This is a genomic window from Vibrio sp. 10N.286.46.A8, assembly GCF_041470165.1.
Taxonomy (GTDB): Bacteria; Pseudomonadota; Gammaproteobacteria; order Enterobacterales; family Vibrionaceae; genus Vibrio; species Vibrio tasmaniensis_A.
Window position 1 is genome coordinate 1 of the sequence record NZ_JBFRLX010000015.1, and the last position, 25,154, is coordinate 25,154.

At 44.6% G+C, this 25,154-nt stretch carries 21 protein-coding genes; 12 read left to right on the forward strand and 9 right to left on the reverse strand.

What is annotated here, in order from left to right:
• Positions 1 to 846 precede the first annotated feature (846 nt).
• From AB4232_RS02190 to hemC, 4 genes are read right to left on the reverse strand one after another with little or no spacing between them, the layout of a single operon-like run.
• Entirely contained in the window at positions 847 to 2,028 is a 1,182-nt protein-coding gene (locus AB4232_RS02190) for a heme biosynthesis protein HemY (RefSeq protein ID WP_135382950.1), read from the reverse strand.
• A complete protein-coding gene (locus AB4232_RS02195) occupies positions 2,028 to 3,254 on the reverse strand; it encodes a uroporphyrinogen-III C-methyltransferase (RefSeq protein ID WP_372085952.1) in 1,227 nt (408 codons plus the stop codon). The genes AB4232_RS02190 and AB4232_RS02195 overlap by 1 nt, the downstream gene beginning before the upstream one ends.
• An 18-nt stretch (positions 3,255 to 3,272) precedes the next feature.
• Entirely contained in the window at positions 3,273 to 4,001 is a 729-nt protein-coding gene (locus AB4232_RS02200) for a uroporphyrinogen-III synthase (protein WP_372085954.1), read from the reverse strand.
• Positions 4,002 to 4,003: 2 nt separating this feature from the next.
• Positions 4,004 to 4,942, reverse strand: a complete 939-nt coding sequence (hemC, locus tag AB4232_RS02205) for a hydroxymethylbilane synthase (RefSeq protein WP_009848205.1) — start codon at positions 4,940 to 4,942, stop codon at positions 4,004 to 4,006.
• Positions 4,943 to 5,286: 344 nt separating this feature from the next.
• Between hemC and AB4232_RS02210 the strand changes: the two genes are divergently transcribed.
• A complete protein-coding gene (locus AB4232_RS02210) occupies positions 5,287 to 7,815 on the forward strand; it encodes a class I adenylate cyclase (protein WP_135382947.1) in 2,529 nt (842 codons plus the stop codon).
• A 71-nt stretch (positions 7,816 to 7,886) separates the two neighbouring features.
• Here the strand turns inward: AB4232_RS02210 and cyaY are convergent, their stop codons facing one another.
• Entirely contained in the window at positions 7,887 to 8,201 is a 315-nt protein-coding gene (gene cyaY / locus AB4232_RS02215; protein ID WP_009848207.1) for an iron donor protein CyaY, read from the reverse strand.
• 75 nt (positions 8,202 to 8,276) lie between these two features.
• Between cyaY and lptM the strand changes: the two genes are divergently transcribed.
• The 8 genes from lptM to AB4232_RS02255 all read left to right on the forward strand — a co-directional run bounded on the left by lptM (position 8,277) and on the right by AB4232_RS02255 (position 18,241).
• Positions 8,277 to 8,393, forward strand: a complete 117-nt coding sequence (gene lptM, locus AB4232_RS22765) for a lipoprotein (RefSeq protein ID WP_407829960.1) — start codon at positions 8,277 to 8,279, stop codon at positions 8,391 to 8,393.
• Between the two features lie 41 nt (positions 8,394 to 8,434).
• On the forward strand, positions 8,435 to 9,688 hold the full coding sequence (lysA, locus tag AB4232_RS02225; RefSeq protein ID WP_009848209.1) for a diaminopimelate decarboxylase: 1,254 nt from the start codon (positions 8,435 to 8,437) through the stop codon (positions 9,686 to 9,688).
• An 11-nt stretch (positions 9,689 to 9,699) separates the two neighbouring features.
• Positions 9,700 to 10,530: a diaminopimelate epimerase gene (dapF, locus tag AB4232_RS02230; RefSeq protein WP_009848210.1), complete on the forward strand. Its 831-nt coding sequence runs from the start codon at positions 9,700 to 9,702 to the stop codon at positions 10,528 to 10,530.
• Positions 10,531 to 10,573: 43 nt separating this feature from the next.
• Positions 10,574 to 11,272 (forward strand): DUF484 family protein, encoded by a 699-nt coding sequence (locus AB4232_RS02235; RefSeq protein WP_012605049.1) that lies wholly within the window; start codon positions 10,574 to 10,576, stop codon positions 11,270 to 11,272.
• Positions 11,241 to 12,173, forward strand: coding sequence for a tyrosine recombinase XerC (gene xerC, locus AB4232_RS02240; protein WP_122047531.1), 933 nt, complete (start codon positions 11,241 to 11,243; stop codon positions 12,171 to 12,173). The genes AB4232_RS02235 and xerC overlap by 32 nt, the downstream gene beginning before the upstream one ends.
• A 15-nt stretch (positions 12,174 to 12,188) precedes the next feature.
• Positions 12,189 to 12,905 (forward strand): 5-amino-6-(5-phospho-D-ribitylamino)uracil phosphatase YigB, encoded by a 717-nt coding sequence (gene yigB / locus AB4232_RS02245; protein ID WP_372085956.1) that lies wholly within the window; start codon positions 12,189 to 12,191, stop codon positions 12,903 to 12,905.
• Between the two features lie 165 nt (positions 12,906 to 13,070).
• A complete protein-coding gene (locus AB4232_RS02250) occupies positions 13,071 to 15,569 on the forward strand; it encodes an EAL domain-containing protein (RefSeq protein WP_065679907.1) in 2,499 nt (832 codons plus the stop codon).
• 191 nt (positions 15,570 to 15,760) lie between these two features.
• Complete coding sequence (locus AB4232_RS02255) at positions 15,761 to 18,241, forward strand: EAL domain-containing protein (protein WP_135382946.1); 2,481 nt, start codon at positions 15,761 to 15,763, stop codon at positions 18,239 to 18,241.
• Positions 18,242 to 18,420: 179 nt separating this feature from the next.
• On the opposite strand, the gene AB4232_RS02260 is transcribed toward AB4232_RS02255, so the two are convergent.
• Both AB4232_RS02260 and AB4232_RS02265 read right to left on the reverse strand, forming a co-directional pair.
• Positions 18,421 to 19,017 (reverse strand): tRNA-uridine aminocarboxypropyltransferase, encoded by a 597-nt coding sequence (locus AB4232_RS02260; RefSeq protein ID WP_371728366.1) that lies wholly within the window; start codon positions 19,015 to 19,017, stop codon positions 18,421 to 18,423.
• Positions 19,018 to 19,019: 2 nt separating this feature from the next.
• Entirely contained in the window at positions 19,020 to 20,564 is a 1,545-nt protein-coding gene (locus tag AB4232_RS02265; RefSeq protein ID WP_372085959.1) for a COG3650 family protein, read from the reverse strand.
• Between the two features lie 39 nt (positions 20,565 to 20,603).
• Between AB4232_RS02265 and AB4232_RS02270 the strand changes: the two genes are divergently transcribed.
• A complete protein-coding gene (locus tag AB4232_RS02270; protein ID WP_372085962.1) occupies positions 20,604 to 21,071 on the forward strand; it encodes an EVE domain-containing protein in 468 nt (155 codons plus the stop codon).
• 88 nt (positions 21,072 to 21,159) lie between these two features.
• Here the strand turns inward: AB4232_RS02270 and AB4232_RS02275 are convergent, their stop codons facing one another.
• Both AB4232_RS02275 and AB4232_RS02280 read right to left on the reverse strand, forming a co-directional pair.
• Positions 21,160 to 21,987 (reverse strand): Cof-type HAD-IIB family hydrolase, encoded by an 828-nt coding sequence (locus AB4232_RS02275; RefSeq protein WP_009848219.1) that lies wholly within the window; start codon positions 21,985 to 21,987, stop codon positions 21,160 to 21,162.
• A 190-nt stretch (positions 21,988 to 22,177) separates the two neighbouring features.
• Positions 22,178 to 23,158, reverse strand: coding sequence for an alpha/beta fold hydrolase (locus AB4232_RS02280; protein ID WP_372085964.1), 981 nt, complete (start codon positions 23,156 to 23,158; stop codon positions 22,178 to 22,180).
• Positions 23,159 to 23,239: 81 nt separating this feature from the next.
• On the opposite strand from AB4232_RS02280, the gene rhtB reads away from it, so the two are divergent.
• On the forward strand, positions 23,240 to 23,857 hold the full coding sequence (rhtB, locus tag AB4232_RS02285) for a homoserine/homoserine lactone efflux protein (RefSeq protein WP_009848221.1): 618 nt from the start codon (positions 23,240 to 23,242) through the stop codon (positions 23,855 to 23,857).
• Positions 23,858 to 23,902: 45 nt separating this feature from the next.
• Positions 23,903 to 25,123, forward strand: a complete 1,221-nt coding sequence (locus tag AB4232_RS02290; RefSeq protein WP_372085966.1) for an EAL and HDOD domain-containing protein — start codon at positions 23,903 to 23,905, stop codon at positions 25,121 to 25,123.
• The last annotated feature ends 31 nt before the right edge of the window (positions 25,124 to 25,154 follow it).

Genomic DNA, 25,154 nt, shown 5'->3' on the forward strand with positions numbered 1-25,154 from the left:
GGCTTTTTTACATTTGAAGAAAAGAGTTTTGCTTGTAGATTGTATGAGTGCTGTAAAGGCATCGAGACCCTACACTTCACGCTATTCCGGCACATATTAGAAAGCCTAGTCTGACGACTAGGCTTTCGTTGTTTCCGGCATATGAATCTTATTATTCAACTTCGAGTTTTGTAGAAGCGTTGTCCGTTGATCTCGAGCTCTGATATTCCAACACTTATTATAAAAGTCTTGCTCTTTCTAGAAGCGCTTGATTGCGTTAGTTGATATTTGTGGCTATCGATTCAATGATTAACCTTTAGAGAATGTCTTAGTGAGGTTTACTTCTTACTAATTTGAACTGGTTGATAAAGATGTCTCGTCTTTAGTCACAAGGTTTTGCTGGTTCGGCAACTCTTGCTATATCTCTATTGCTTAATAGATGAACCTATTAAGCAGTTACGTGAAGCCCCGGCTTTAGCGTTTTATAGTTGGAATATTGATGGCCATTTAATTGCTAATTCAGCGTGATTTAACGTGGCTTTCGGTCTGTTGGTGAATATCTTTAAATGTCTTCTCTCAAAGTGAGCTCCTTTTACTCTTCAGCTTACAGGCGTTACTTTTCTTTATGATTCCTCTCGAGCCTCTTCTTAGGGCTTGTTTATAAAAATCGCAAAACTACATACAGAAATAATTAAAGTAGTTCTCCGTGTATTTGAGAGGCTCCATTGCGTAATTTAATAGTTAGTTTGGTGGCGTGGCGTTGGACGCGTAGGGTTCGATGAGATGTGTTGTAGAAGTTATCTAGGGGCAAATAACAGATACAAAAAAGCCGAGGCTAGACATCGGCTTAGTTTGAGTCGTTTTGAATTACGCTGGTTGAACGAGAGCGAGTGCCTTACGAGAAACTTCATGGGCTGCTTTCGTTAGGTTCTGCTTCTCTAGTGCATCAGATAGGTATCCGTAATCTGAAACATTAGAGCGAAGTGCTAGTGCTTTTTCAAAGTGACTTTGCGCTTCTGCCCACTTCTGTTCTCTTAGGTAGAATTGAGCCAATGCGCTGTGTGCTTCGGCATTGCTACCATCTTTACTGATGGCGCGCTCTAGCATCACAACTACTGGGTGGTGATCGGCAAGATTTAGCTCAGGAAGCAACATGTAGAGCTCATTTGAACCACTCTTCGCAATGTTTTCTTTAATCACTGTGAAGGCTTCTGAATCAGCTTTACGAGCGATCAGTTGCTTCACAAAACAGGAAACAAGGTGAGAGCTTTGTTTTTGCTTTCTTGAAAGCTTATTCCAATGACTGATTAAACCTTCGCTACCTTGCTGCTGTGCCACATCGTGAAGCAAACCACATTGTGCTTTCTGTTCCAGCTCAACTTGTTCATCAGGTGTAAGAAGCTTGTTCTTAGCCAGCTTAGGCGTTAGCTCTAACAGTGGCTGCCACAGCTTAAGCTGCATGTAAGTGGCTTTTAGCAGGCCAAGTACGGCGGTGTTATTCGGGTACGAACCTTTCAATGTTGAAAGTGTATCGAATGCGGCTTCGTAGTTTGACTCACTGATCTGTTGTTTTGCTTTCGTTAGCTCAACTGCCAATAGAGAGTCCTCTTGTTGGCTAGCAAGCTCGATGTACTTATCACGCTCACTTGTATTGCCTTGTTCGTGAGCAGCTTGAGAAGCGACTAAATAACAAAGTAGCGGCATGTCGTGGTGGTTAGCCCAACGAGTTACCTTCTTCTCTGCGCCTTTCCAGTCACCTTCAAGAAGCTTGATGATGCCTTCATTGGTATAACGACGAGAGCGCTTTAGTTTACGAACACTGAACCAGTTCCAAGTTGTCGAGCTTGCGTACATAAGCTTTTTAAATAGGTACTCTAAGCCGAATAGAGCAGCTAGAAGAGCAATGACAAAGATAACCAGTGTTGTCACGCTCATCTCAATGGTCTTATTCGCAATTGAGATCAGAACGTAGCCTTGTTGACCAGAGAACTGAGTACCAACAATTAACCCAGCTCCGAGAACGAGAAAAAGAAAAATCCAACGAATCATTATTTTTCCTCCGTGGTCATAACAGTGACTTCACGACGTAGGCGCTCACGTATAACATCTGACAACTCATTTTGAGACTCAAGTTTTACAGGGTATTTCACAGAGATATTCTGCTCACTTAACTGTTTAATCGCCTTCTCAAACTCAATCACTGAGTTGTTATCTTGGTTTAGGTACGACTTCGACCACTCGTTAGCTGTTTGTAGTGCTGCACTGTAGATATCGCCTTGTTCTTTGTAGACAGCGCGAATTGCGGTCTCTAGTTTGCCCTTGATATTCTCACGCAGGTAAAAGTGTTGCTCAGGAGAGAGTAGAGGAATAACTTCACCATCACGACTGCGGAATGTGATGAAGTTTTCTGAAAAATCTTTCATCGACGTCATCAGGTTGTTCTGCCAATCATTGATATCTTGCGATACGGCTTTTTTCTCAACAACCGCAGCTTCTGGAAGAATCGCATTGGCAAGCGGCAGCGTATCGACTTGTTGTTGTAGGCTTGTGATACGAAGAACTAAGCCATCACGGTCGATAAGAGGAATAGTGCGAAGCTTAGTAATGTCATTGGTCATTGATTGACGAAGAGAGACCAAGCTTGGGTCGTTCAGTGCGGCGATACGTTGATCGGCGCTTTCCATTAGTTTGGTTGCACTAACGGCATCATGCTCGAGGAACAGTTTACGTCCTGCTAGTTTCACAAGGTAATCAGCTTCAGCAAGCAACCAGTCATTTGGACGGCGACCTTTAACATCAGCAACCGCTAGCTGTAGGCTTTGAATGCTCTTCTGTTGCTGAGATTGCACGACTTGAGTTTTCTCCACCGCATGTGATGCTTCTTGGATTGTCTCTTGCTTGATGGTTTGTAGGTCTTTATTTACTGCAGATTGAGTATTTTGCAGTTGTGCTTGAAGAGCAGCGATTTGAGCCGAGTACTCAGCGCTCTTTTGCTGCATTTGAAAGGCGATACCGCTACTGAAGATAATTGAAATAGCGATCGCAATAGCGCCTAGTTTTACACCGCGCTTACCTTGCTTTTCTTCTCTCTCTATTTGCTCTTTATGTTCAGCTTGAGGCTGTTCATTTTGAGCGGTATTTGACGCAGAGGCATCAAGTTTTTGTTCAGGCTGTTTTGTCTCTGTAGAGTCAGCTTTTTCGTTTTCAACAACTACTGGCTGAGTGTCTTGTTTCTTTTCAGGTTCAATATGCTCATTATTTTTTTTGCTTGTCATGCTTATTTCCTGTTCTAGCTAGGGCCGGAGAGCAGCCAGTAATATTTGGTTCGTAGCACTGTGAGTATTGGTCACGTTTGAGAAGCCGAGTTGTTGTGCTCGTTCTACTATGCGCTGGCTTGGGACAAATAAATGTCTTGTTGAAAGCCAAGCCAAATACTCATCAGGGGTAATTGAGCAGAGATACTCCAATTGTTCCTGACTAGTGATGACAACTTTGGACGTTTTTTTGTTTATCCATGTTTGATAGGTATTGTGGTCGCTAATAGGAATATATTCTCTACGGTAGGTCTCACAATAAGAGACTTGTGCACCTCGATTGAGTAGAGAATCTCTAATGAGCTCACGCCCACCATTTCCACGCAGTATCAAAATGGATTTATTATCTACGCCATTAAGTTCAGTAAGTTTGAGAAGATGTTCACTATCACTCACTTTGGGATAGTTTACTTTTTGTTTACTAACTTTGCTTAAAACGTGCGCAGTTTTTTGACCAACGCCAAGATAAAGCGGCGAAGTTGGCCAAATAGCTGAAGTTTTCGAAAGGATGTTTTGGGCAGCGGTCACGGCGTGGTGACTGACTGCAATAATGATATCGCTGTTATTAAGCTGGGTGCTTAAATCCGATGAGTGTGGATTATCAACGATACGAATAAGCGGATGATGGATTGCTTGAATCCCTTCATCCGCTAGTTGTTGGCAAAGCGATTGTCCCTCTGAACCGGGACGAGTCACCAACACTGTCATAGTTATTCTTGGTCTGCGTATAGCTTGGTTAAGATTTCTCTCGCGCCATCATCCAGCAATTGATTTGCCAGAGTAACGCCAAGTGCTTCTGCATCTTTGCGAAGGCCAGAGATCTCACCACGAACCATTTTAGAACCATCTGGTTCGCCTACTAATGCACGTAGCCAGATATTATCGCCATCTAATAATGAGTAGCTACCGATAGGAACCTGACAACCACCTTCTAGAGTTAGGTTCATTGCACGTTCGCATAGCACACGATCGGCTGTGTCTTTGTGGTTCAGTGGCTCAAGAAGCTTGATTAGACGTTCATCATCTAGACGACACTCAATACCAACAGCGCCTTGCCCTACAGCAGGTAGAGACTGTTCAGGTTCGATAAAGCTACGGATACGCTCTTCTAGCTCTAATCGCTTAAGGCCAGCTGCTGCCAACACGATAGCATCGTATTGACCATCATCGAGTTTACCTAGACGAGTACCAACGTTGCCACGCAGTTCTTTGATGATGAGATCTGGGCGGTATTCTAGCAACTGACATTGACGACGCAGGCTGCATGTACCTACAACTGCACCTTGTGGTAACTCATCGATGTTGTTGTAAGTATTTGATACGAAAGCATCACGAGGATCTTCGCGCTCACAAATAGTTACTAGACCTAGACCTTCAGGGAAGTCGACCGGTACGTCTTTCATTGAGTGAACCGCTAGATCAGCACGACCTTCTAGCATTGCTACTTCAAGTTCTTTAACGAATAGCCCTTTACCGCCTACTTTAGCAAGTGGCGTGTCTAGGATGATGTCACCTTTGGTCACCATAGTTACCAACTCAACCTCTAAACCAGGGTGAGCAGCTTGCAGTGCATCCCTTACAAAGTATGCCTGCCAAAGGGCAAGAGGGCTTTTTCTGGTCGCGATACGGATTGGTGCTGAATTTGTCATGGTGTTTCCGATATAGGTTCTGTAATTGGCTAATCCTACCATTGTGAGGCGAAAATTCTTACTGTTTGATCATTCGATACTTTGATAGCAGAGGGAATTTCATGAGTTCACCAAAATAGTGTGATTGGTATCTCATTTGAAACATGGGCTATTATTAGAAATAGTCAATAAAGAGGACACTACGGCGCCGCGAGTTTTACTTTCAGTCATCAAGGGATTCGTAAGTATGACGGCGTCCTTTGCTTTACCGATAAGGGTAAAAGTGTTAAATTGATCACGTTTTGTTGCTGCTTTCGTTCAGTAACTAAACAGAAGTACACTTAATCTCAAACCAAGGACTTACCTTGCAGGCTTACACTCAAACTTTGATTAAACGATTAGACAATCTAAATCAGCAGCGCATTGATCGTGCGTTGGCGTTGATGAATGTGCAGGGCCAGCGAGTTTTTAACCTTATCCCCGCGCTGCTTCATTTCAATCATCCGATGATGCCTGGTTATTATGACCAACAAGTTCCTTTTGGAATTCGTAGCTTCACGCTTAATGAATTCCAAAAGCAATTTGTCTCTGATAGTGAATTAACTCTGGGCGGAAAACTTACCGAGGCCGCTGAACCAGCAATCTTGGGTTTGTACACCATGGGTAGTACTTCGTCTATTGGTCAAAGTACCTCAAGTGATCTTGATATCTGGGTGTGTGTATCTCCAGATATGGATGGCGCATCTCGCGATAGTCTGACCAATAAATGTCTGCTTATTACTGATTGGGCTGAAACCTTAGGGGTTGAAGCAAACTTCTTTTTGATGGATGAAGAGCGTTTCCGCTCGAATCATTCTGAAGAGATGACCGGTGATAACTGTGGTTCTTCACAGCACTTACTACTGCTTGATGAGTTCTATCGCTCAGCCGTTCGTTTGGCTGGCCAGCGTTTGTTGTGGCAAATCATCCCGCCAGAAATGGAGGAGTGCTATGACGAGTATGTCCAAGGTTTATGTAACGATGGTTATCTTGATTGCTCGCAGTGGATCGATTTCGGCAAGCTGAACAGTATTCCTGCTGAAGAGTACTTTGGTTCAAACCTGTGGCAGCTCTATAAGAGTATCGACTCACCGTATAAATCGGTGTTGAAGGCGATCCTGTTAGAAGCTTATTCATGGGAATACCCAAACACCCAACTGCTTAGTATTGACACCAAGCGTCGTTTCTTCGCAGATGAACCTGATCTGTATGGCATGGATAGCTACTATCTGATGCTTGAGAAGGTAACTCGCTACCTAGAACGTATCAACGACCATACTCGATTGGATTTGGTGAGACGCTGCTTCTATCTTAAGACCCACGAGAAGTTGTCACGAGATGCGGGTATTGGTTCTGTCGCATGGCGTCGTGAAGCCTTAACCGAGATGACTAAATCTTGGAACTGGGGACATGAAACCATTGCTGAGCTCGACAACCGCCGTAACTGGAAGGTTGAGCAGGTTAAAGTGGTGCACCATGCGCTGCTTGATGCCTTGATGCTGAGCTATCGTAACCTGATTCAATTTGCACGTCGTAACGACATCACTTCAGCTATCAGCCCGCAAGATATCAGTATCTTGGCACGTAAACTTTACGCTGCGTTTGAGGTGTTACCAGGCAAAGTGACGCTACTGAATCCACAAATATCCCCGGATCTGCATGAGCCTGATTTGAGCTTTATCGAAGTTCGTCAGGGTCAGTCAAATAAAGCGGGTTGGTACTTGTACAAACAGCCTTTGATTGCACATCGCATTCTCGGTCAGCCTTCACTTGAACACCATGAGTACTTGAGTAAATTGGTTGCTTGGTCGTTCTTTAATGGCCTAATTACAGAGTCGACGCGTTTGCACTCTGTGGTTCGAGATGCTCATATTGATATCGATAAATTTTATCAAATGGTGAGCGATCTACGTAATACCTTCTCTTTGCGTAAGCGTCGTCCGAGTATGCAGGCACTGGCGAGCCCGTGTGAGATCAGTCAACTGGCGATGTTCATCAACTTTGAAAATGACCCGACGTCTGAATTAAGTGGTCGCGCATTAAAAGTGGATCTTAAGAATGCCGATATTTTCAGTTTTGGTGAAGAAGGTAAGAGTTTAGTTGGCAGTGTCGATCTGGTTTATCGGAACTCTTGGCATGAAGTTCGTACACTTCATTTCCAAGGCGAAACCGCGATGTTGGACGCGCTGAAGACGGTACTGGGTAAAATGCACCAGGATGCGTTGCCGCCAGAGTCGGTCGATGTGTTCTGTTACAGCAAAAACCTACGCGGTGTGATGCGTAATATGGTGTATCAACTGCTTGCCGAGTGTATCGACTTGCGATTAAAACCAATTGAGCCAGAGAAGCGCCGCCGATTTAAAGCTATTCGCCTGGCAAACAAAATGTTTGGTCTGTTCTTTGAACGTCGTGGCGTTTCGGTGCAGATGCTGGAAAACTCGGTCGATTTCTATCGTAGTATCTCGACGAATAAGCTGAAGGGTTCACCTTTACTGATGCTCGATAAAGAGCAAGAGTATCAGCTACCAGAAGTGGTTGATGGTTTTGCGAGTGAAGGTTTAATTCAATTTTTCTTTGAGGATACCGACAAAGGTTTCAATATTTATGTATTGGACGAGTCGAATCAGGTTGAGGTGTATCACCAGTACAGCGGTGAAAAAGATGAGATGATCGCAAGCGTGAATTCTTTCTACACTTCAGTAAAAGATGAGTCGAAGGTGTCGTCTAAGTTGATTAACTTTAACCTACCTCAGTATTACCAAATTGTTCACCCTGAAGAAGGTAACTCTTATGTGGTGCCATATCGTAACGATGCGACTTTAGCTTCTCGGAGCTCAAAGATAGTCAATATCTAGTCTTACCAAGACTGATTGATATTAAAAAAGGAGTGATTGATTCACTCCTTTTTAGTTTTGCTTACAAATGATTAGACCCAATTAATCTCTTCATCTGCGTGCTTTTCGCACTCTTCTTTGACCATCTCAAACAACGCCATGCCCGTCTTTGAACATGTCCACTTGTCGTCAACTAACTTGAAGTGAAAGCCGCCAGATTTAGACGCTAACCAGATCTCACGCATTGGTTCTTGGCGATTGATGATAATTTGGCTGCGGTTTTCAAACTCCAACGTCATTACGTTACCAGTCACTTCATAATCAATATCTGCCTCTGATTCATCGATCGCTTCTTCGATGTTTTGCATCTGTATATCGACCAGCTTATGAAATTCAGTCTCGTTCATCCTTTCTATCCTATTGCTTTTCCTGAGTGTGGTGCGATTATAGGGGGCATTGAGTTAATAATCACGATGTGCAAAATGAAAAAACTAATTACCGCTTTGTTTATGGTGTCCGTTATTGGACTTTCTGGTTGTGGTCAAACGGGTCCTTTGTATGATCCTGATGAGGTTCAACAGACTGAACAATCACAATAAGTGAAACACGCAGAAATCGTTATTTATAAGGGATAAGAACTTTGGATTACTTCAACTATCAGGAAGATGGCCAGCTTTGGGCTGAGGACGTCGCACTTTCACAACTAGCAGAGCAATATGGTACACCGCTGTATGTATATTCTCGTGCCACATTAGAACGTCACTGGAACGCATTTGACTCATCGGTAGGTGAGCACCCTCATTTGGTGTGTTACGCCGTTAAAGCTAACTCGAATCTAGGTGTGTTGAATACCTTAGCTCGTTTGGGTTCTGGTTTTGACATCGTTTCTGGTGGTGAGCTAGAGCGTGTGGTTGCTGCAGGTGGCGATCCGGCGAAAGTTGTTTTCTCTGGTGTCGGCAAAACAGCCGCAGAAATGAAGCGAGCGCTTGAGTTGAACATTAAATGTTTCAACGTAGAGTCTGAGCCAGAACTGGAGCGACTGAATAAAGTGGCCGGTGAACTTGGAGTTAAAGCGCCGATTTCACTGAGAATCAACCCTGATGTTGATGCCAATACTCACCCTTATATCTCTACGGGTCTGCGTGATAACAAGTTTGGTATCGCCTTCGATCGTGCTCCTGCTGTTTATGCGTTTGCTAAAACACTCGATAACTTGTCTATCCATGGTATTGATTGCCACATCGGCTCTCAGTTAACCGATATCGAACCTTTCATTGATGCCACTGATCGCTTGCTTGCGTTGATCGATCAACTACGAGCTAACGATATCAACATCAAGCATCTTGATGTTGGCGGTGGTTTGGGGGTGGTTTATCGTGATGAATTACCACCACAGCCTTCTGACTACGCGAAAGCCTTGTTGGCGCGACTAGACAATCATTCTGATCTAGAGCTGATTTTCGAGCCTGGAAGAGCGATTGCGGCTAACGCTGGTGTATTATTAACAAAAGTCGAGTTCCTTAAGCCAACAGAGCATAAGAACTTTGCCATTATCGATGCGGCAATGAACGACCTGATGCGCCCTGCACTTTACCAAGCTTGGCAAGATATTGTTCCAGTTAGCCCACGTCAGGGGGAAGCTGTGACTTACGATTTAGTTGGCCCTATATGTGAAACGGGTGACTTCCTAGGTAAAGATCGCGACCTTGTTCTTGAAGAGGGCGATTTATTGGCTGTTCGTTCAGCTGGTGCTTATGGCTTCGCAATGTCATCTAACTACAACACTCGTTCGCGTGCGGCAGAAGTGATGGTTGATGGCGATAAAACTCATTTGGTTCGTCAGCGTGAAGAGCTTACGAGTCTGTGGGAACTTGAAAACATTCTTCCGGAGTAATTTTAAGCGTTATGCACTTCCACTTTTCTAAAATGCATGGTTTGGGCAATGATTTCATGGTCGTGGACTGCATTACTCAAAATATTTTCTTTTCTCCAGATTTGATCCGTCGTTTGGCGGATCGTCACACTGGTGTGGGTTTTGACCAGCTACTTGTAGTTGAAGCTCCCTATGATCCTGAAACTGACTTCCATTATCGCATATTTAATGCAGATGGCAGTGAAGTTGAGCAGTGTGGCAATGGTGCACGTTGTTTTGCTCGATTCGTTCGCATGAAAGGCTTAACGAATAAGTACAGCATCAACGTGAGCACCAAGAAAGGGAAAATGGTTCTTAAGATTGAAGACAATGATTTAATCACTGTCAACATGGGTATTCCTGAGTTCGAACCGGGCAAGATTCCATTTAAGGCGAAGCAGCCAGAAAAGACGTATATCCTAAGAACGGACGTACACACCTTGTTCTGTGGTGCTGTTAGCATGGGTAACCCACATGTGGTTACCGTAGTTGATGACGTCGATACAGCAGATGTGGATACCTTAGGTCCGCTGCTTGAATCTCACGAACGTTTTCCTGAGCGTGTTAATGCTGGCTTTATGCAAGTGGTTAACCGTGAAGAGGTTCGCTTGCGCGTCTACGAACGTGGTGCGGGTGAAACTCAGGCGTGTGGCAGTGGCGCATGTGGTGCAGTTGCTGTTGGTATAACACAAGGCTTACTGGCTGAGAATGTGAAGGTTCGTCTACCTGGTGGTGACTTACACATTAGCTGGCAAGGCCCTGGGAAACCTCTGTTGATGACTGGCCCAGCAACGCATGTGTTTGATGGTCAGCTTTCTTGCTAATAACGATATAACAAATAGATTTATAAAAAATAAAGGATAGGTTTTGTCTTACGTTGAAGGCGACACTCTGACTGCAGAGGTGGTTGCGGAATATTTACGTGATAACCCAGATTTCTTTCAAAACAGGAAAGATTTGGTTGATCGCCTTGCTATTAATAATGTTGAGCAGGGCGCTGTTTCTCTGGTTGAGATTCAGCTTAAACGTCAGCGTCATAGAATCGAAGAGCTGGAAGAAGAGATCACTGGCCTGATGTCACTAGCGGCGAATAACGATAAAACTTTCTATGAATTCATGGATCTGCAAACTCAAGTGTTGAAATGCAGTGACTTCATTCAGGTTATCAAGGCTGTTGAACAAAAAGCGTTGGAACTAGGGCTTAAAGCTCATGTACGAGTTCTCTCACAATTAGGTTTTTATCAGCTGAATGAAGAGCGTTACTCGAAATTTTCACTTAACCATTTCAATGGCAAAGATGCTTATCTAGGGCGATTGAGAAAGGCAGACAGACACGATTTGTTTGGTGATTATCCAGTTCCAGAGCTAGGCTCTTATGTAGTGCTACCCCTTGCTAAGCGATCTCCACTGGGTGTACTCGCTTTTTCTAGTGAAGATGGCGGACACTTCCAGCCTCATATGGACACGCTCTTTTTACGCCATTTAGCACTTGTTGTCGCTCATTTGGCGGACACCTTACCTTGGCAGATAAATAATGAGCCTAGAGCCCAAAATACCTCTTCCTAATAGCCTTCAAAAGCCGCTCTCTCGCTTCTATGAATATCTTAGAAGTGAGAAGGGACTCAGCTTACACACCCAACGTAACTACAAACAACAACTTGAAACCATGGCCGCTCATTTAGTCACTCTTGGACTAAAGGATTGGTCTCAAGTCGATGCGGCGTGGGTAAGACAACTTGCAAGTAAAGGCATGCGCGAAGGAATGAAAGCGAGCAGTATTGCGACTCGCTTATCGTCACTGCGCAGCTTCTTTGATTTCCTTGTCTTGCGTGGCGAAATGACCGCCAATCCTGCTAAAGGGGTTTCAGCACCTCGCAAACAGCGTCCTTTGCCTAAAAACCTCGATGTTGATGAAGTCGGGCAGCTGCTTGACGTAAACGAGGATGACCCGCTATCGATTCGTGACCGAGCGATGATGGAAGTGATGTATGGTGCTGGACTACGACTGGCCGAGCTGGTCGGTATCAATCTTAAAGATGTGTTGGGTCGACAAGGCGAAATCCGAGTGATTGGTAAAGGCGACAAAGAACGCAAAGCGCCTTTTTCTGGTTTAGCGAAAGAGTGGGTTGATAAATGGCTCAAAGTTCGTGGTGCACTAGCTTCGCCGGGTGAGCCTGCACTGTTTGTCTCGAAGTTAGGGACTCGTATCTCTCATCGCAGCGTGCAAAAGCGCATGGAAGAGTGGGGCAAGAAGCAATCTGTCGCGAGTCACATCAGCCCGCATAAACTGCGTCACTCCTTTGCAACGCATGTACTGGAGTCGAGCCAAAACCTTCGTGCGGTTCAAGAGTTGCTCGGGCATGAAAACATCTCGACAACCCAAGTGTACACTCACTTAGATTTCCAACATTTAGCACAAGCTTATGACCAAGCTCATCCAAGAGCTCGTAAGAAGAATAAAGATTAGATTAAAGGTTTAACTATGCGAATTTATCGAGGGTTAAAGCCCATCAAAGCCATGACCTTTGATTTGGATGATACCTTGTACGACAACTGGCCTGTGATCATGAAGGTTGAGAAAGAGATGGCGCAGTGGCTTTATCAAAAGCATCCTGTGTCTGCTTCTCTTTCGTTAGAAGAGTGGCAAGGTATCAAACAGCAAGTCGCCTCTGAAAACCCAGCGTTAAAGCATGATGTCACCGTGTGGCGAGAAACACAGATTAAGCGTGGTTTGTTACAACTGGGGTATTCTCAGCAGCAAGCAGAACAAGCGGCTCGTGAAGGCATAGAACACGCCTTGTGGCTGCGAAATCAGGTGGATGTGCCACAAGAAACGCATCGAGTGATGGCTGAGCTGAGCCAACGTATTCCTTTAGTTGCGATTACTAATGGCAATGTCGACCCACATAAAATTGGCTTGGGGCAGTACTTCCAATTAATCTTTAAAGCCGGTCCTGACGGCAGAGCAAAACCCTACCCAGATATGTTTGATAAAGCTCAGCAATACCTAAATTGTGACGCTGAGAATATTCTCCATGTTGGTGACCATCTTAGAACCGATGTCTATGGAGCTAAGACAAATGGTTTCCAAGCATGCTGGTTTAATGATACTGGTTCCAATTTATATGATTCCCCGAAGGCAACAGTGCTGCCTGATGTTGAAATAGAGCAACTTAGTGATCTTATGCGATTAACTTAATGGCCGTAGTAAGCTTAATGTGTCGCATTTATGATATTGAATTGTTACATTAGTCACAATTAAATGCCTGTTTAGGCTAGGATAATTGGCGACTACTTTTGATCGAAATTTTTGATTCATAGTAGTGCGGGTTCTCATTTCACTCGATTTCGAACAAGGGTTGGCATGCAAACATTTACATTTCTCGCAAATACTGAGGAGTTATTTAAGTCTCAATTTGATCAGCGAGAGTGGTGTGACAGCAAACAGTACCTTATTCAAATTTTCTCTGCTCAGTCCTCTGATATCGCTCGTCGAATTGCCAATGCAGCCCTCAATCGCATAGGGCATGCGACGTTAATCGGTCAGAGCGCCCGTTATGTTATCTGTGATAACAGCCTGAAGCATGAATGTACCTTAGTCGTCGTCAGTGAATTTAACGATACCCATTTAACGTCTACAGTTCAGACGTTTACCGGAAACCCAAATCAAGACAGCCAAGATCTCGCTTCTCAATTAAACCTTACAGAAGAAACCAAAACGGTTATCAGCTTGTGCGATCAGGTTGAAGGGCGTGACTATCCTATTTATAGCGCCTTTGAGAGTTTACCTTACGCATTACCAGTTGCTGGTGGGCTGTGCCACGAGAATGAATATGGCCGTTGGGTTATGCATAATGAGCAAACCTACCAACATGCTTGTGTTGCGGTTGCATTGACTAACCCTAGCTTAAAGATTTGGTCGGACGCGTATTCTGAGTGGAATCCTATTGGGATGAAATTGCGAGTGACACACGCAGTTGGAAATCGTTTATATGCGTTGAATGACAAGCCGGCTATCGAGGTGTTCAAACATTACCTTGCTGATGGTAAAGATCTCCCTTTTAGTCAGTTGATGAGCTTCCCCCTGTATCGAGAGCTCGGCAGAAAGAAGTGCATCTCGACGCCTCTACGTATTAATGATGATGGTAGTATTGAGTTTGATAGCCCTTGGCATGTCGGCGAAGAGGCCCAGTTTTGTTATAACCATCCTTCTTTGACCGCAGAAAAAGTGCGTCACGGCGCTGAGATGCTTGCCGTGCATCAGCCTGAATCGGTGATCATCTATAACTGTGTATCTCGACTAGAATTTATCGACAGTAAACTTGAGCTCAAACCATTTGAAGGGATAGTAAACGCGTGTGGTGCATACTGCATGGGCGAACTATATCGCAACGACGATCGCCAAGAGATACTGCATCACAGCCTTACCTATATTGCGATGAGAGAGTCGGACGAGATTAATGAGTTTCGTTGCGAAGATTTCAAGCGAGACTCAACGGTATCGCCACTACTCAACTTAGTCAGAAATGCGGTCGCAGACCTCGACAGTATGAATACTCAGATGGAGAACAAACTCCATCAACAGGCACGCCGCTTAACTGAAAGCTACCGTATTGACTCTCGCACTGGGCTACCCAACCGTATTGTATTAAAAGAACGCCTCAATACGATTTTATTCAATGAACATCTGTTGACGCTGAAGCTGACTAATTTTCATCAAGTTAACGAAAAATACGGTTATCAAGTGGGTGACCAATTACTGCTTGATCTGTCGAATCATTTTGTCGACCGATTGCACCTTAGTGTGGCTAAGGAATCCAAGGTAAAGGTTGAACTGTTCAGTATTGGTGTCGGTGAGTGGGCAATTATCTTTAACGCGAGTGTCGATAGCGTGAAGATAGAGCAACGTTTCGTCGAGTTTGCTGATGGTATTGAGCATATTAATTTTGAGCCATATGGATTAACCGACATAGACTACCTTTCGGTTTCTCTGTGTGGTGGTTTCGCTAGTCGCTGTGATTTCTTAGCTGATAGCGGTGATGAGATCTTGTTGAAAGCGATTGAAGCTCGACGCTACGGGGTGCGGAACAATACTCACATCACTAATGCAAAAAACATTCAGGTGAGTGAGGAAGATCGTAAAGAACAACTAGGCTGGCTGAGCTGTGTAAGCCGCGCAATCTTAGATCAGAACATTATCACCTACTCACAGCCGATTGTGGCGTCTGGTACTCACGAAATGATTGGCCAAGAGTGCTTGGTCAGAATCATGGAGTCGGACGGTACCATTGTACTCCCTGGTAAGTTCTTACCCATTATTGCTGACACGCATCTCTATACTCGCCTTAGCCGGCACATGATTCGAAACACCATTGGCTACATGGCAAATAAGCAGAGTTCTTTTTCAATCAACCTATCCCCACAAGACTTACTGAGCGATAAGACGCTTGAAGTTCTCGAGTCAGCGATTAGTGGTATGAACGACCCCACTCGACTTGGTCTAGAGGTTCTCGAGTCTGAACAGATCAAAGATTATGGCCGCATGATAGAAGTGTGTGATCACTTCCGTGCTCTTGGGGCGAGAATCATTGTTGATGACTTTGGTTCTGGTTATTCCAATATTGATGAGATCATTAAACTTGAGCCGCAGATCATAAAGCTCGACGGTAGCTTGATTCGCAATATCGACAAAGACCCAAAGCAAAGGAATATCGCCTCTCAATTAGTACGCTTGTGTCAGGTGTTTAACGCCAAAACAGTTGCCGAATTTGTCCATAACCAACAGGTTTGTGAAATTGCAGAGCAAATGGGTGTCGATTATCTGCAAGGTTATTACTTTGGTGAGCCTAAGCGACTGTTTTAGTTATTAAAACCCTCAGACCTTAACGTTACTTGCTTTTAAAGTGCTTCACTGGCACTGATGATGGCTCTTTAGTGGAATGAATGATGTCTAACTAGCGTCACATTATTTATAAGACGATTGTAAGTATTCCGTGCAAGCTTTATCTATAATAAGCACAATAACAAATCATTAACGTAACGATTAATGTGAATATGCAATCGACCTCTTTCCAGATACAAGACATTAAGTGCACCCAGCGTGAATTGCAAAAGATAGATTTTCATCAACATGACAATCTACTGATTCAGGTGTTTTCTTCTTTCGAGAAAGATTCGGTGTTGGCTGCCTGCCAAGTAATTCAGTCGACTTTCCCCAACGCCAAATTGATTGGTTGTAGCGCTAATCACTACATCAGCCAAGGTGTGATCCTGCATAAAGGTCTCTATGTTATTGTTACTCGCTTTGAGGCGACGTCTTACACTTGTGGTGTTGTCGAATATAGCGAGCAGCCTCGACGGGATAGCCAAGCGATGTGGCAGCAGCTTGAATGTAATTCTGATACTCAAAGCATTATCTGTTTCGCCGATCGCTTGCAGATAAATAACCAAGATCTATTTTCAGCGTTTGAGCAGTCGATATATTCATTACCTATTTGTGGCGGTGCATCGACCATTACAGAGCATGGACGATGGGTGATGCTCGATGGTATTTGCTATGAAAATGCCTATGTCATGTTAGCACTGCACAGTGTTGAACTCGCAATTACTAAGGGGTATTACTGCGAATGGAACCCCATTGGTCGTACCTTCCGAGTGACTGGCGCTCAAGATAATCGGCTAGCTGAATTGGACGGTATACCTGTCCGAGAAGTCTATAATCGTTACCTCGCTGACGGTCTCGAAATCCCTTTTGAGCAACTGTATAACTTCCCTTTGATGGTTGGTGAACCAAAAGACCAGAATACTCACTTACCGCTCAAGGTGACAGAGGGCGGAGAGATAGAATTCAGTGGGTCGTTTCAGGTTGGTGATGAGGTGCGGTTTTGTTATGACCATCCTTCATTGACCCTAGAGCAAATCCGATTGGGCGTTCAACAGATTGCTTCCCATAAGCCAGAACAGTTTTTTATCTACAACTGTACCTCTCGCATTGATTTCATTGATGGCAACCAAGAGGTTGAGGTTTTCCAAGCATTAGCGGACACCTATGGCGTGTACTGCATGGGAGAGCTCTATCAAGATAATGGCCAGCAACGAATTTTGCATCATAGCCTCACTTATCTTGCGCTTAGGGAAGGTGAAGGCAAGGCGGTATTGCCATTAGAGACACAACCCGCGACCAATATTTCCCCTCTGTTTTCATTGATACGAAATGCTCTGCTTGATGTCGATGACATGAACAACAGCATGGCGAGTAAGATTCAACAGCAAGCGACCGCATTGACCGCGAGCTACCGAATTGATCGCCGTACAGGCTTACCTAACCGAAGCGTATTGCGTGAAAAGCTGTCAAAAATGAGTACCGATAGTCATTTGTTGGCTTTGAAAGTCACGACATTTGGCCAAATCAATGAGAAGTATGGCTATCGAGTCGGTGACAAGCTTCTGCATGATTTAAGCGAGTATTTTCAAAAGGCGCTGTGGCAGTTCTTTGATGAGGGGTGTCAGCTCTATAGCATTGGTATCGGTGAGTGGGCGGTGGTGTTTGATAGCTGGGTGGGGCAAGAACATATTCATCAGCGTTTTTCTGAATTTGCAGACCAAACCGAACATGTGAATTTTGAACCAACGGGGTTGCCTGATATTGATTACCTGTCGGTATCCATCTGTGCGGGTATAGCCAGCCGTCGAGATTTTCCTACGACCTCGATTGATGATTTGTTGTTGAAGGCGATTGATGCTAGGCGCAGCGCTGTGAGTCAGAACAAGCATCTAGTGAGCGCCAAGACGCTCATTCAATTAGAGAAGCATCGCCAAGAGCAGCTTGGCTGGCTGTCGTGTGTCAGTCGCGCGGTGCTTAATCAGAATATTGTGGCGTGTTCCCAACCTATTGTCTCTGCGCACAGCCATCAGGTAGAAAGCTACGAGTGCTTGGTTCGAATTGAAGAAGATGGACAACTGATTGTGCCGGGTAAGTTCTTGCCAATCATAGAAGGAACGCATCTCTATACGCGTCTGAGTCGCCAGATGATAACGCGTACCTTTGATTTTATGAGTCAGCGAACCGATTCGTTCTCAATTAACTTGGCGCCACAAGATTTTAGCAATGAGAAAACCATTCTTCACCTTGAGCAAGCCATCAAGAAAATCAGTCACCCACAGCGTATTGGCTTAGAGGTGTTAGAAACGGAACAAATTCAGGATTACGGTCGCTTGATCGAGGTGTGTAATCACTTCCGCGACCTTGGTGTGAATATTATTGTTGATGACTTTGGTTCCGGCTATTCGAACATTGATGAGATATTGAAGTTAGAACCACAAGTCATAAAGCTTGATGGCAGTTTAATTCGGAATATTGATAAAGATAAGAAACAGCGCAAGATCGCTCAGCAACTGGTGAGTTTATGTCAGATTCTGAATGCTAAGACGGTGGCTGAATTTGTTCATAACGAACAAGTGTGCCGTATTGCCGAAGACATGGGTATCGATTACCTGCAAGGTTACTACTTTGGTCAGCCTCAACGCTTATTCTGATAGGGAGAGTAAAATCTCTTTTCAACGAACAGCTAGAGTGTGCGTTTCACGTGAAACACTAAATGGTTCAATAGATTAAAGTACGATGTAAAAAGGGTGAGCTCATGGCTCACCCTTTTGTTTTCAGTATTTGTCCCGTCCTGAAATGTGTCTGTTGTCTTCCCGCGCTCGTGCTTGTTCTATTTGAGAGCATGACCACATTTGTCGGCGTGGAATACTTTTAGATACTGTTGGTAGTAGTCATCAATGAGCTTGGCTGGTTCGCTTTCACCTAAAGATTTGAGCAATTCAATGCCCACTTCGCAAGTACACAAATGGCCACTGTCTTGATTGCGGCGCAAGGTGTAAGAGGATTCGCTGGTGATGTCGAGATGAACTTGTGGGACTGCTTGTAACCACGAGCTCTTGTTAAGCATCTTCTTCGCTTCTTGCCATGTGCCATCCAAAATGATGAATAGCGGTTTACGATTCTGGGCTTGGGTCATCACAGCTTGCTGACACTCGATGCTTTGATCACTTGGGAATAACAGAAACGGTTGTCGTGTTTCATCTTCAAGCAGTGCCATTAGCTCCGCTGGTGGTGTTTTCCTTTGCCATACCAAGGACTGACACTGCTCAATAGATTGCTGAAGCAGCTTTCCGGTGTTGGTGTCTCGCGACAGCTCATTCTCATGAGTCAATAGTACAAGATCAGTTTGGCTTTCAACCGTCGGTATTAGATGACAAACGCACTGGTGAATGAAGCCACAACCGGGGCAAGCTTGTTGGTTACTCATGTTTACAGCTTCACTCCACTTTGTACGGGTGAGATGCCATCAGCAAACAAAACCACATCGCTGATATCAGCATCATCTGTAACGGGTGCAACACTTGGGTTTAGCGGGTAGCTGACACCAGAGTAGGACAGTGTGTGTTTCGCAGCTGTTGCACCGCCGCCACTGACATTGAAGATCAGATCCTGCCAGCCGTGGTTTTGCGATTTACCTAAGCGTATGTCGCCCTTAACCAGTGTCACTCGGCTATTGAAGCGCCAGTTATCTTGATGGTTTTCGAAAATCAGCAGTGTACAGCCACCAGAGCCACACCAATCGAGTTGGGCAAACAGCTCTTCCTTGCCGTCACCGTTGAGGTCGTAGGTTAACCAGCGGTACTTGGTATCGTCAGGTGAGCTGTTGTTGATCTTAAAATACTTGCGGATCGCTTGGTCGACTTTTGGATCAAGTTGATCACTGGAGTTCACCTGTTTTGCGGTTAGATCAGCGTTAGTGGTGGTATTTGCTTGCGCTTGCGCACTCTTAGCTTCGAATAGCACCAGACCGCCATTGGCAATCGGATAGACCACGTTGCCCACTTTCTCTTTTTCTGCGACGAGCTTACCGTTATCGAGCGTGAAGATGCGCTCAGAGATCAAATACTGTTGCTGGTGGCGAGTCATAACCACTTTTACCTGATTTTGGTTCAGTTGCTGCCAGAAGCCCTGCTCAACAATAGAAGGGTCTCCATTGCTGTATGAATAAGTCGTGATAGCACTGTGGTCATCGTTGAGTTCAAGGTTGATAGAGAACCCTGAATTTTGCGTTGAGCTAGCGAAATAGAGTCCGCTCCAGTCCAATGTTGGATCTTGGTTTGAGACCGTTGCACAGCCATTATAGTTACTGTCATTGAGGTTAAGCTTGGCATGCCATCCATAGATAGAATCGCTCATGCCGTCGCTGCAACTCTCTTTTGTAAGGTTGAGTTTGCCTTGCGCTGCTTTACCCTCTAATTGGTAATCACGACTGCTTGGTGTGGTGCGGCTTGATTCAATATCGAGGAGCTGTGGTTGTTCGCCCATCTTGGTGTATTTGAGCTGGTCTTTATCGAAGGTTGCTGACCAAAAGGGTTCGTTACCGAATACTCGTGTTGAACGCAGTGGTTGGTCACAACGATTAGGGTTTTCTGCGGTTAGGATATTCACTTGATCAACCACGAAACGTGCCGTGAAATCTGCGTTATACCCGGTTTGGCTCGGTACGGTTAGATGACCAATCAACTCGCCATATAAAGCTTGGTAAGGTCTCGTTGAGAGCCCTTGTGCTTCTAGCGCTAACTCTGGAGATAAGTCTAACCAGTATTGTTGTTGGCTACCGCAAGGGGTGAAGGTTCGGCTTTCATGGCCAACCACAACCTGACCACGCATGATGAAGGTTTGCGGTTGAATGCTCAGTGGCTCATCCAAGGTTGCTGGTGGTAGTTCTGGCTTTTGGGGAGCATCTGGCGCTGTGACACAGCCTTGTAGAGTGAATGCGACTAGCCATGTCACTGGGTTTTTCATTACCTTCATGTTATATCTTCCTCGGAGCAACCGTTAATTGGATTTATTATGGCATATTGGTTATTTAAAACAGAACCCGACACCTTTTCTATTCAGACTCTGAGAGTACAAAAAACCTCTTGTTGGGAGGGTGTACGCAACTATCAGGCTCGAAACATGATGCGTGATGACGTCAAGCTTGGAGACTTGGTGATGATATACCATTCATCATGTAAAAAAGTTGGCGTGGCGGGGATCGCGAAAGTAACCAGAGAAGCCTACCCAGACCACTTTCAGTTCGACCCAGAGAGTGATTACTACGACCCTAAGTCTTCACCCGATAACTCGCGCTGGATAATGGTTGATGTTGAGTTTGTGCGAGTGACTGAACGCTTGATTCCTTTGGCAACGCTTAAAGCCATGCCTGAACTGTCAGAAATGCCACTGGTTAAACGGGGCAACCGATTATCGATCATGCCGGTTACCGAACAAGAGTGGCAGGCAATATTAAGTAAAGAAGTACTGGGTTCTCGATAGCGTTAGAGAGAGCTTTTTACGTAAGGTTCAAAAAAGGCAGCCAGTTGGCTGCCTTTTTATTTATACAGATCTCTTCGACGAGACGAGATTAGAGCAGGTGCTTTTCTAGATAGTGAGCAACGGCGTCGTCTGCGTTGCTGCCAATCACTTCATTGTCTGGTAGAGCTTTCATCACTTTTTCATGTGATGTGCCCATGATTAGACCTTTACCCGCCATCGCTAGCATCTCTGCGTCATTCATGCCATCACCAAAGGCAACACAGTTATCCAGTGTCAGGTTCAATGATTTCGCAACAGCGTCTAAGGCGTGGCCTTTAGATACTTCAGCGGCCATCACTTCTAAACACCAAGGTGTTGAGAAGGCGATGTTCAGTTTGTCTCCAAACGCATCTTTCAGCTTTTGCTCAAACGTGACCAGATATTCGTGGTCTTGCTCTGGATGTGTGAAGAAGACTTTAGCAATGCCGTCGCTTGGGGCATTATCAGCTTCAAATCGCTTGTAGCTAAAGCCAGACTCACTATGGAACTTAGCGAGCATTTCGTCTTCACGGTCGAGTAACCAATCTTCATTCTGGTACATATGAATAAAGATATTTGGATCTTGGCGAACAATATCAATAACCGGTTGAACTAATTTCTGAGGGACGTCCTGGCTATACATCAGTTGATCGTTCTGGTCGTGCACGCGAGCACCGTTTGACGTGATCATGTATGCCGGAATCCCTGCAATTTGACGAATCCCTGCTACGTCGACGTGATGGCGACCCGTAGCGAAGATAAAGGTGTAACCTTGCTCGTGTAACTTCTTAAGCGTTAGCTTGGTAAAGTCGCTTAGCTGATGGTTGGGAGCCAAAAGTGTACCATCTAAATCAGAAGCAACAATTTTCACGGAATCTTTAAGTGCAGGAATAGTCATTTAACCCTCATTGCAAAATGCTCAGCAAATATCAATACTAGCCAACGCTAGCATCGTTTTAACTACAATATCTCTAGGTGGAAATTGTATGCCAATTTCATGCAAGAAAAGAGGGCAAAGCTCACTTACTTCTCTTCCTCTTTAGCGCTTATCTTCTTGGTCGGTTACTTAGCCTATTAGCTTATTCGATCTAGGCAAAAAACTGATTGATAGCATCCAGTGTGTGATTACGGTATTCATCTTGCTCAAACAGCACCTCATGCCTAGAACCCTCAATCACCTTAAACTGGCAATCAGAGTTGGTTTTTTTCAGCTTATTGATGAACTTCACTTGAGCATCGTTACTCACAATCTTCTCTTCCCCTGCCTGAATCAATAGCAGTGGGATCTTGATTTGACGAGTTTGTTGTATTGCCTGCTTGGCTGCCATTAACCCTTGCCATACCCAGCGAGTACTTGGTCCGCCAACCTGCAAAGAAGGGGAGCCGTCATACAGGCAACGGAACCACTGATAGCGCACCTTACTGTGGCTTAATAAGTTATTTTCGAAGGGCTTAGAGTAATATGCCTGTTGCCCGGGGGCATAAGTCGGCTTGGCATAAAAAGCGGTGAGAGCTTGTCCAACAAGCATTGCGATAGGCTTGAAGTACCATTCAGTATTGATCCCAAACATCGGAGCGCACAGAGTGACTTTGTCAAACGGGTGGTTGGGATGAGTTTGCAAGTAGCGAGTGGCGATTGTGCTGCCCATCGAATGTGCGAGCAGGTAGCGATTGGAATACTTGCTAAGATCAAAACTGGCAATAATGTCAGACATATCTGATACGTAATCATCAAACTCGTGAATGTGACCAATGTCAGAGTCTGTTACCATACGTTCCGACTGACCTTGACCTTGGTGGTCAAATGAATAAACGTCATAACCTTGCTGATAGAAATCATAAAAGAGCTCTTGGTATTTTAAGCAGCACTCGATGCGACCATTTGAAATAACAATAGCTTTGGTGTGTGTCGGAGAAGTTAAGCTACACCAGTACAATCTTTTTTTACCAGATGATGTAACATAACCATCCTTTCGTTGTTGCCAAAAGGTGGAGATCGGGTGTTTAATCGCTTGCTCGAACTCAGGTTCTTGCGTGTATGAAAACAGGGTGGCACTGTGGTTTTCCATGGGAAATTACCTGAACTGATGCATGTGAGAGCGTCATCGCTACTAATGTTGTTAGATTAAAGAACTAGTAAGGAAATGCAAATGGATACTCATGTTTGGCTTGCTTATGTCGTCACGGCGATTTTGTTTAGTTTGGCACCGGGCTCAGGTACCGTTAACTCAATCAGCAATGGGCTCAGCTATGGCACCAAGAAGTCACTTGCGTCGATCGTAGGCTTACAGCTCGGTCTTGCATTTCATATTATGCTGGTGGGAGCGGGTATTGGTGCACTAGTGGCAAAATCCGCCTTGGCATTTACCATCATCAAATGGGTGGGCGTGGTTTATCTTCTATGGTTAGGCATTCAAAAGTGGCGTGATAAGTCTAGCTTGGTGGCTTCAGAAGAAAAATCAACGCTATCGAGTGGCAAACTGCTCAGAAATGCAGTGCTTATCAATTTGACTAACCCAAAATCTATCGTGTTCTTAGTTGCTCTGTTTCCGCAATTTATCGACCCGACACAACCGCAAGCACCGCAGTTGTTGGTGCTCGGAGTGACCACTGTATTTATTGATAGCGTGGTTATGTTGGGTTACACCTCATTAGCTTCACAAATGGGACGTTTTATTCGCTCAGATCGCATAATGGGTAAGATAAATAAAATATTTGGTGGTATGTTCATGGGCTGCGGCGCTTTGCTGGCTGCTGCCAAAGCTTAATGAAAGTAACAGAGTTATAGTTAAATCAATTAGAGTTATCAATAAATGACCGCTACGTACGTTGCTCGACAACCTATCTTAAACCGTAACAAGAACACGCTTGGTTATGAGCTGCTGTTTCGTGACGGTGATAGGAATGCCTACCCCGCGCATATTGAGTCTAATCGAGCAACGTATCGCCTGATCGTTGAAAACTTCTTGTCCGTTGGGCTTAACCCTTCGATCCCATCTTCACGCTGCTTTATTAATTTTCCGTATCAAAGCTTGATTCGCCGTCTTCCAATGAGCTTACCGAAAGATAAGGTCGTAGTTGAGATTCTTGAAACCTGCCAACCGACCGATGAGCTATTAGAGGTAATCAAAGAGCTTTATCAAGCAGGGTATATGATTGCCCTAGATGACTTTACTTCGACACCTGAGTGGGAACGTTTCCTTCAATATACGCATATTGTTAAGCTTGATATCATGCAGATGGGGTTGGATGCGGCGTGTGAGTTAGTCAAAAAGCACGAAGGGAAGAAGTATAGTTTTCTTGCTGAGCGGGTTGAAACGGAACAAGAGTTCCAACAAGCGAAAGGAGCAGGGTTTAAGTTTTTCCAAGGCTATTTCTTTAGTAAGCCAGAAATCATAAAGACTAAGTATATTAGCCCAGAGCAAGTGATAGCGATGGAGCTATTCCAAGAGGTCTGTAAGCCGGATGTCGACTTCCAACGTGTTGAAAGCATCGTCGCGAAAGATATTGCCTTATCCTATAAGCTTCTGCGCTTTGTGAATACTATGTCACCCCGCCTTGAGGTCACCATCTCTTCATTTCGTCAGGCCTTGGTTTATTTAGGGCAAGAGAAACTGAAAATGTTTGTCTCGCTAGCAGTAGCGTCTTATGTCTCTGATAAAAAGCCCAAAGAACTGTATGGCCTGTCTTTGCAGCGTGCGCAGTTTTGCCAACGGATGTCTCGTTACCAAGTATTTAAAGGGCATACTGAACAAGCCTTTATGATTGGTTTGTTCTCATTACTTGATGCGTTGCTCGATCTGTCGTTAGAGAACTTAATTGAACAATTACCGTTATGCACAAGTATTAAGGTCGCCTTGCTGCGCAGAGAAGGTCCATATGGCGCATTATTGGCGCTTGAAGAAAGTTTCGAACATGCTGATTGGCAAAAGATTGATGATCACTGTGCTGATCTAGGGTTGAACGTGGAACAAGTGAAAACAGAACTCACTGAAGCTCGACGCTGGAGCCATATTGTTACCAACAAACTCTGATATTCTTCGTTAAACTTTTATGACAATGAAA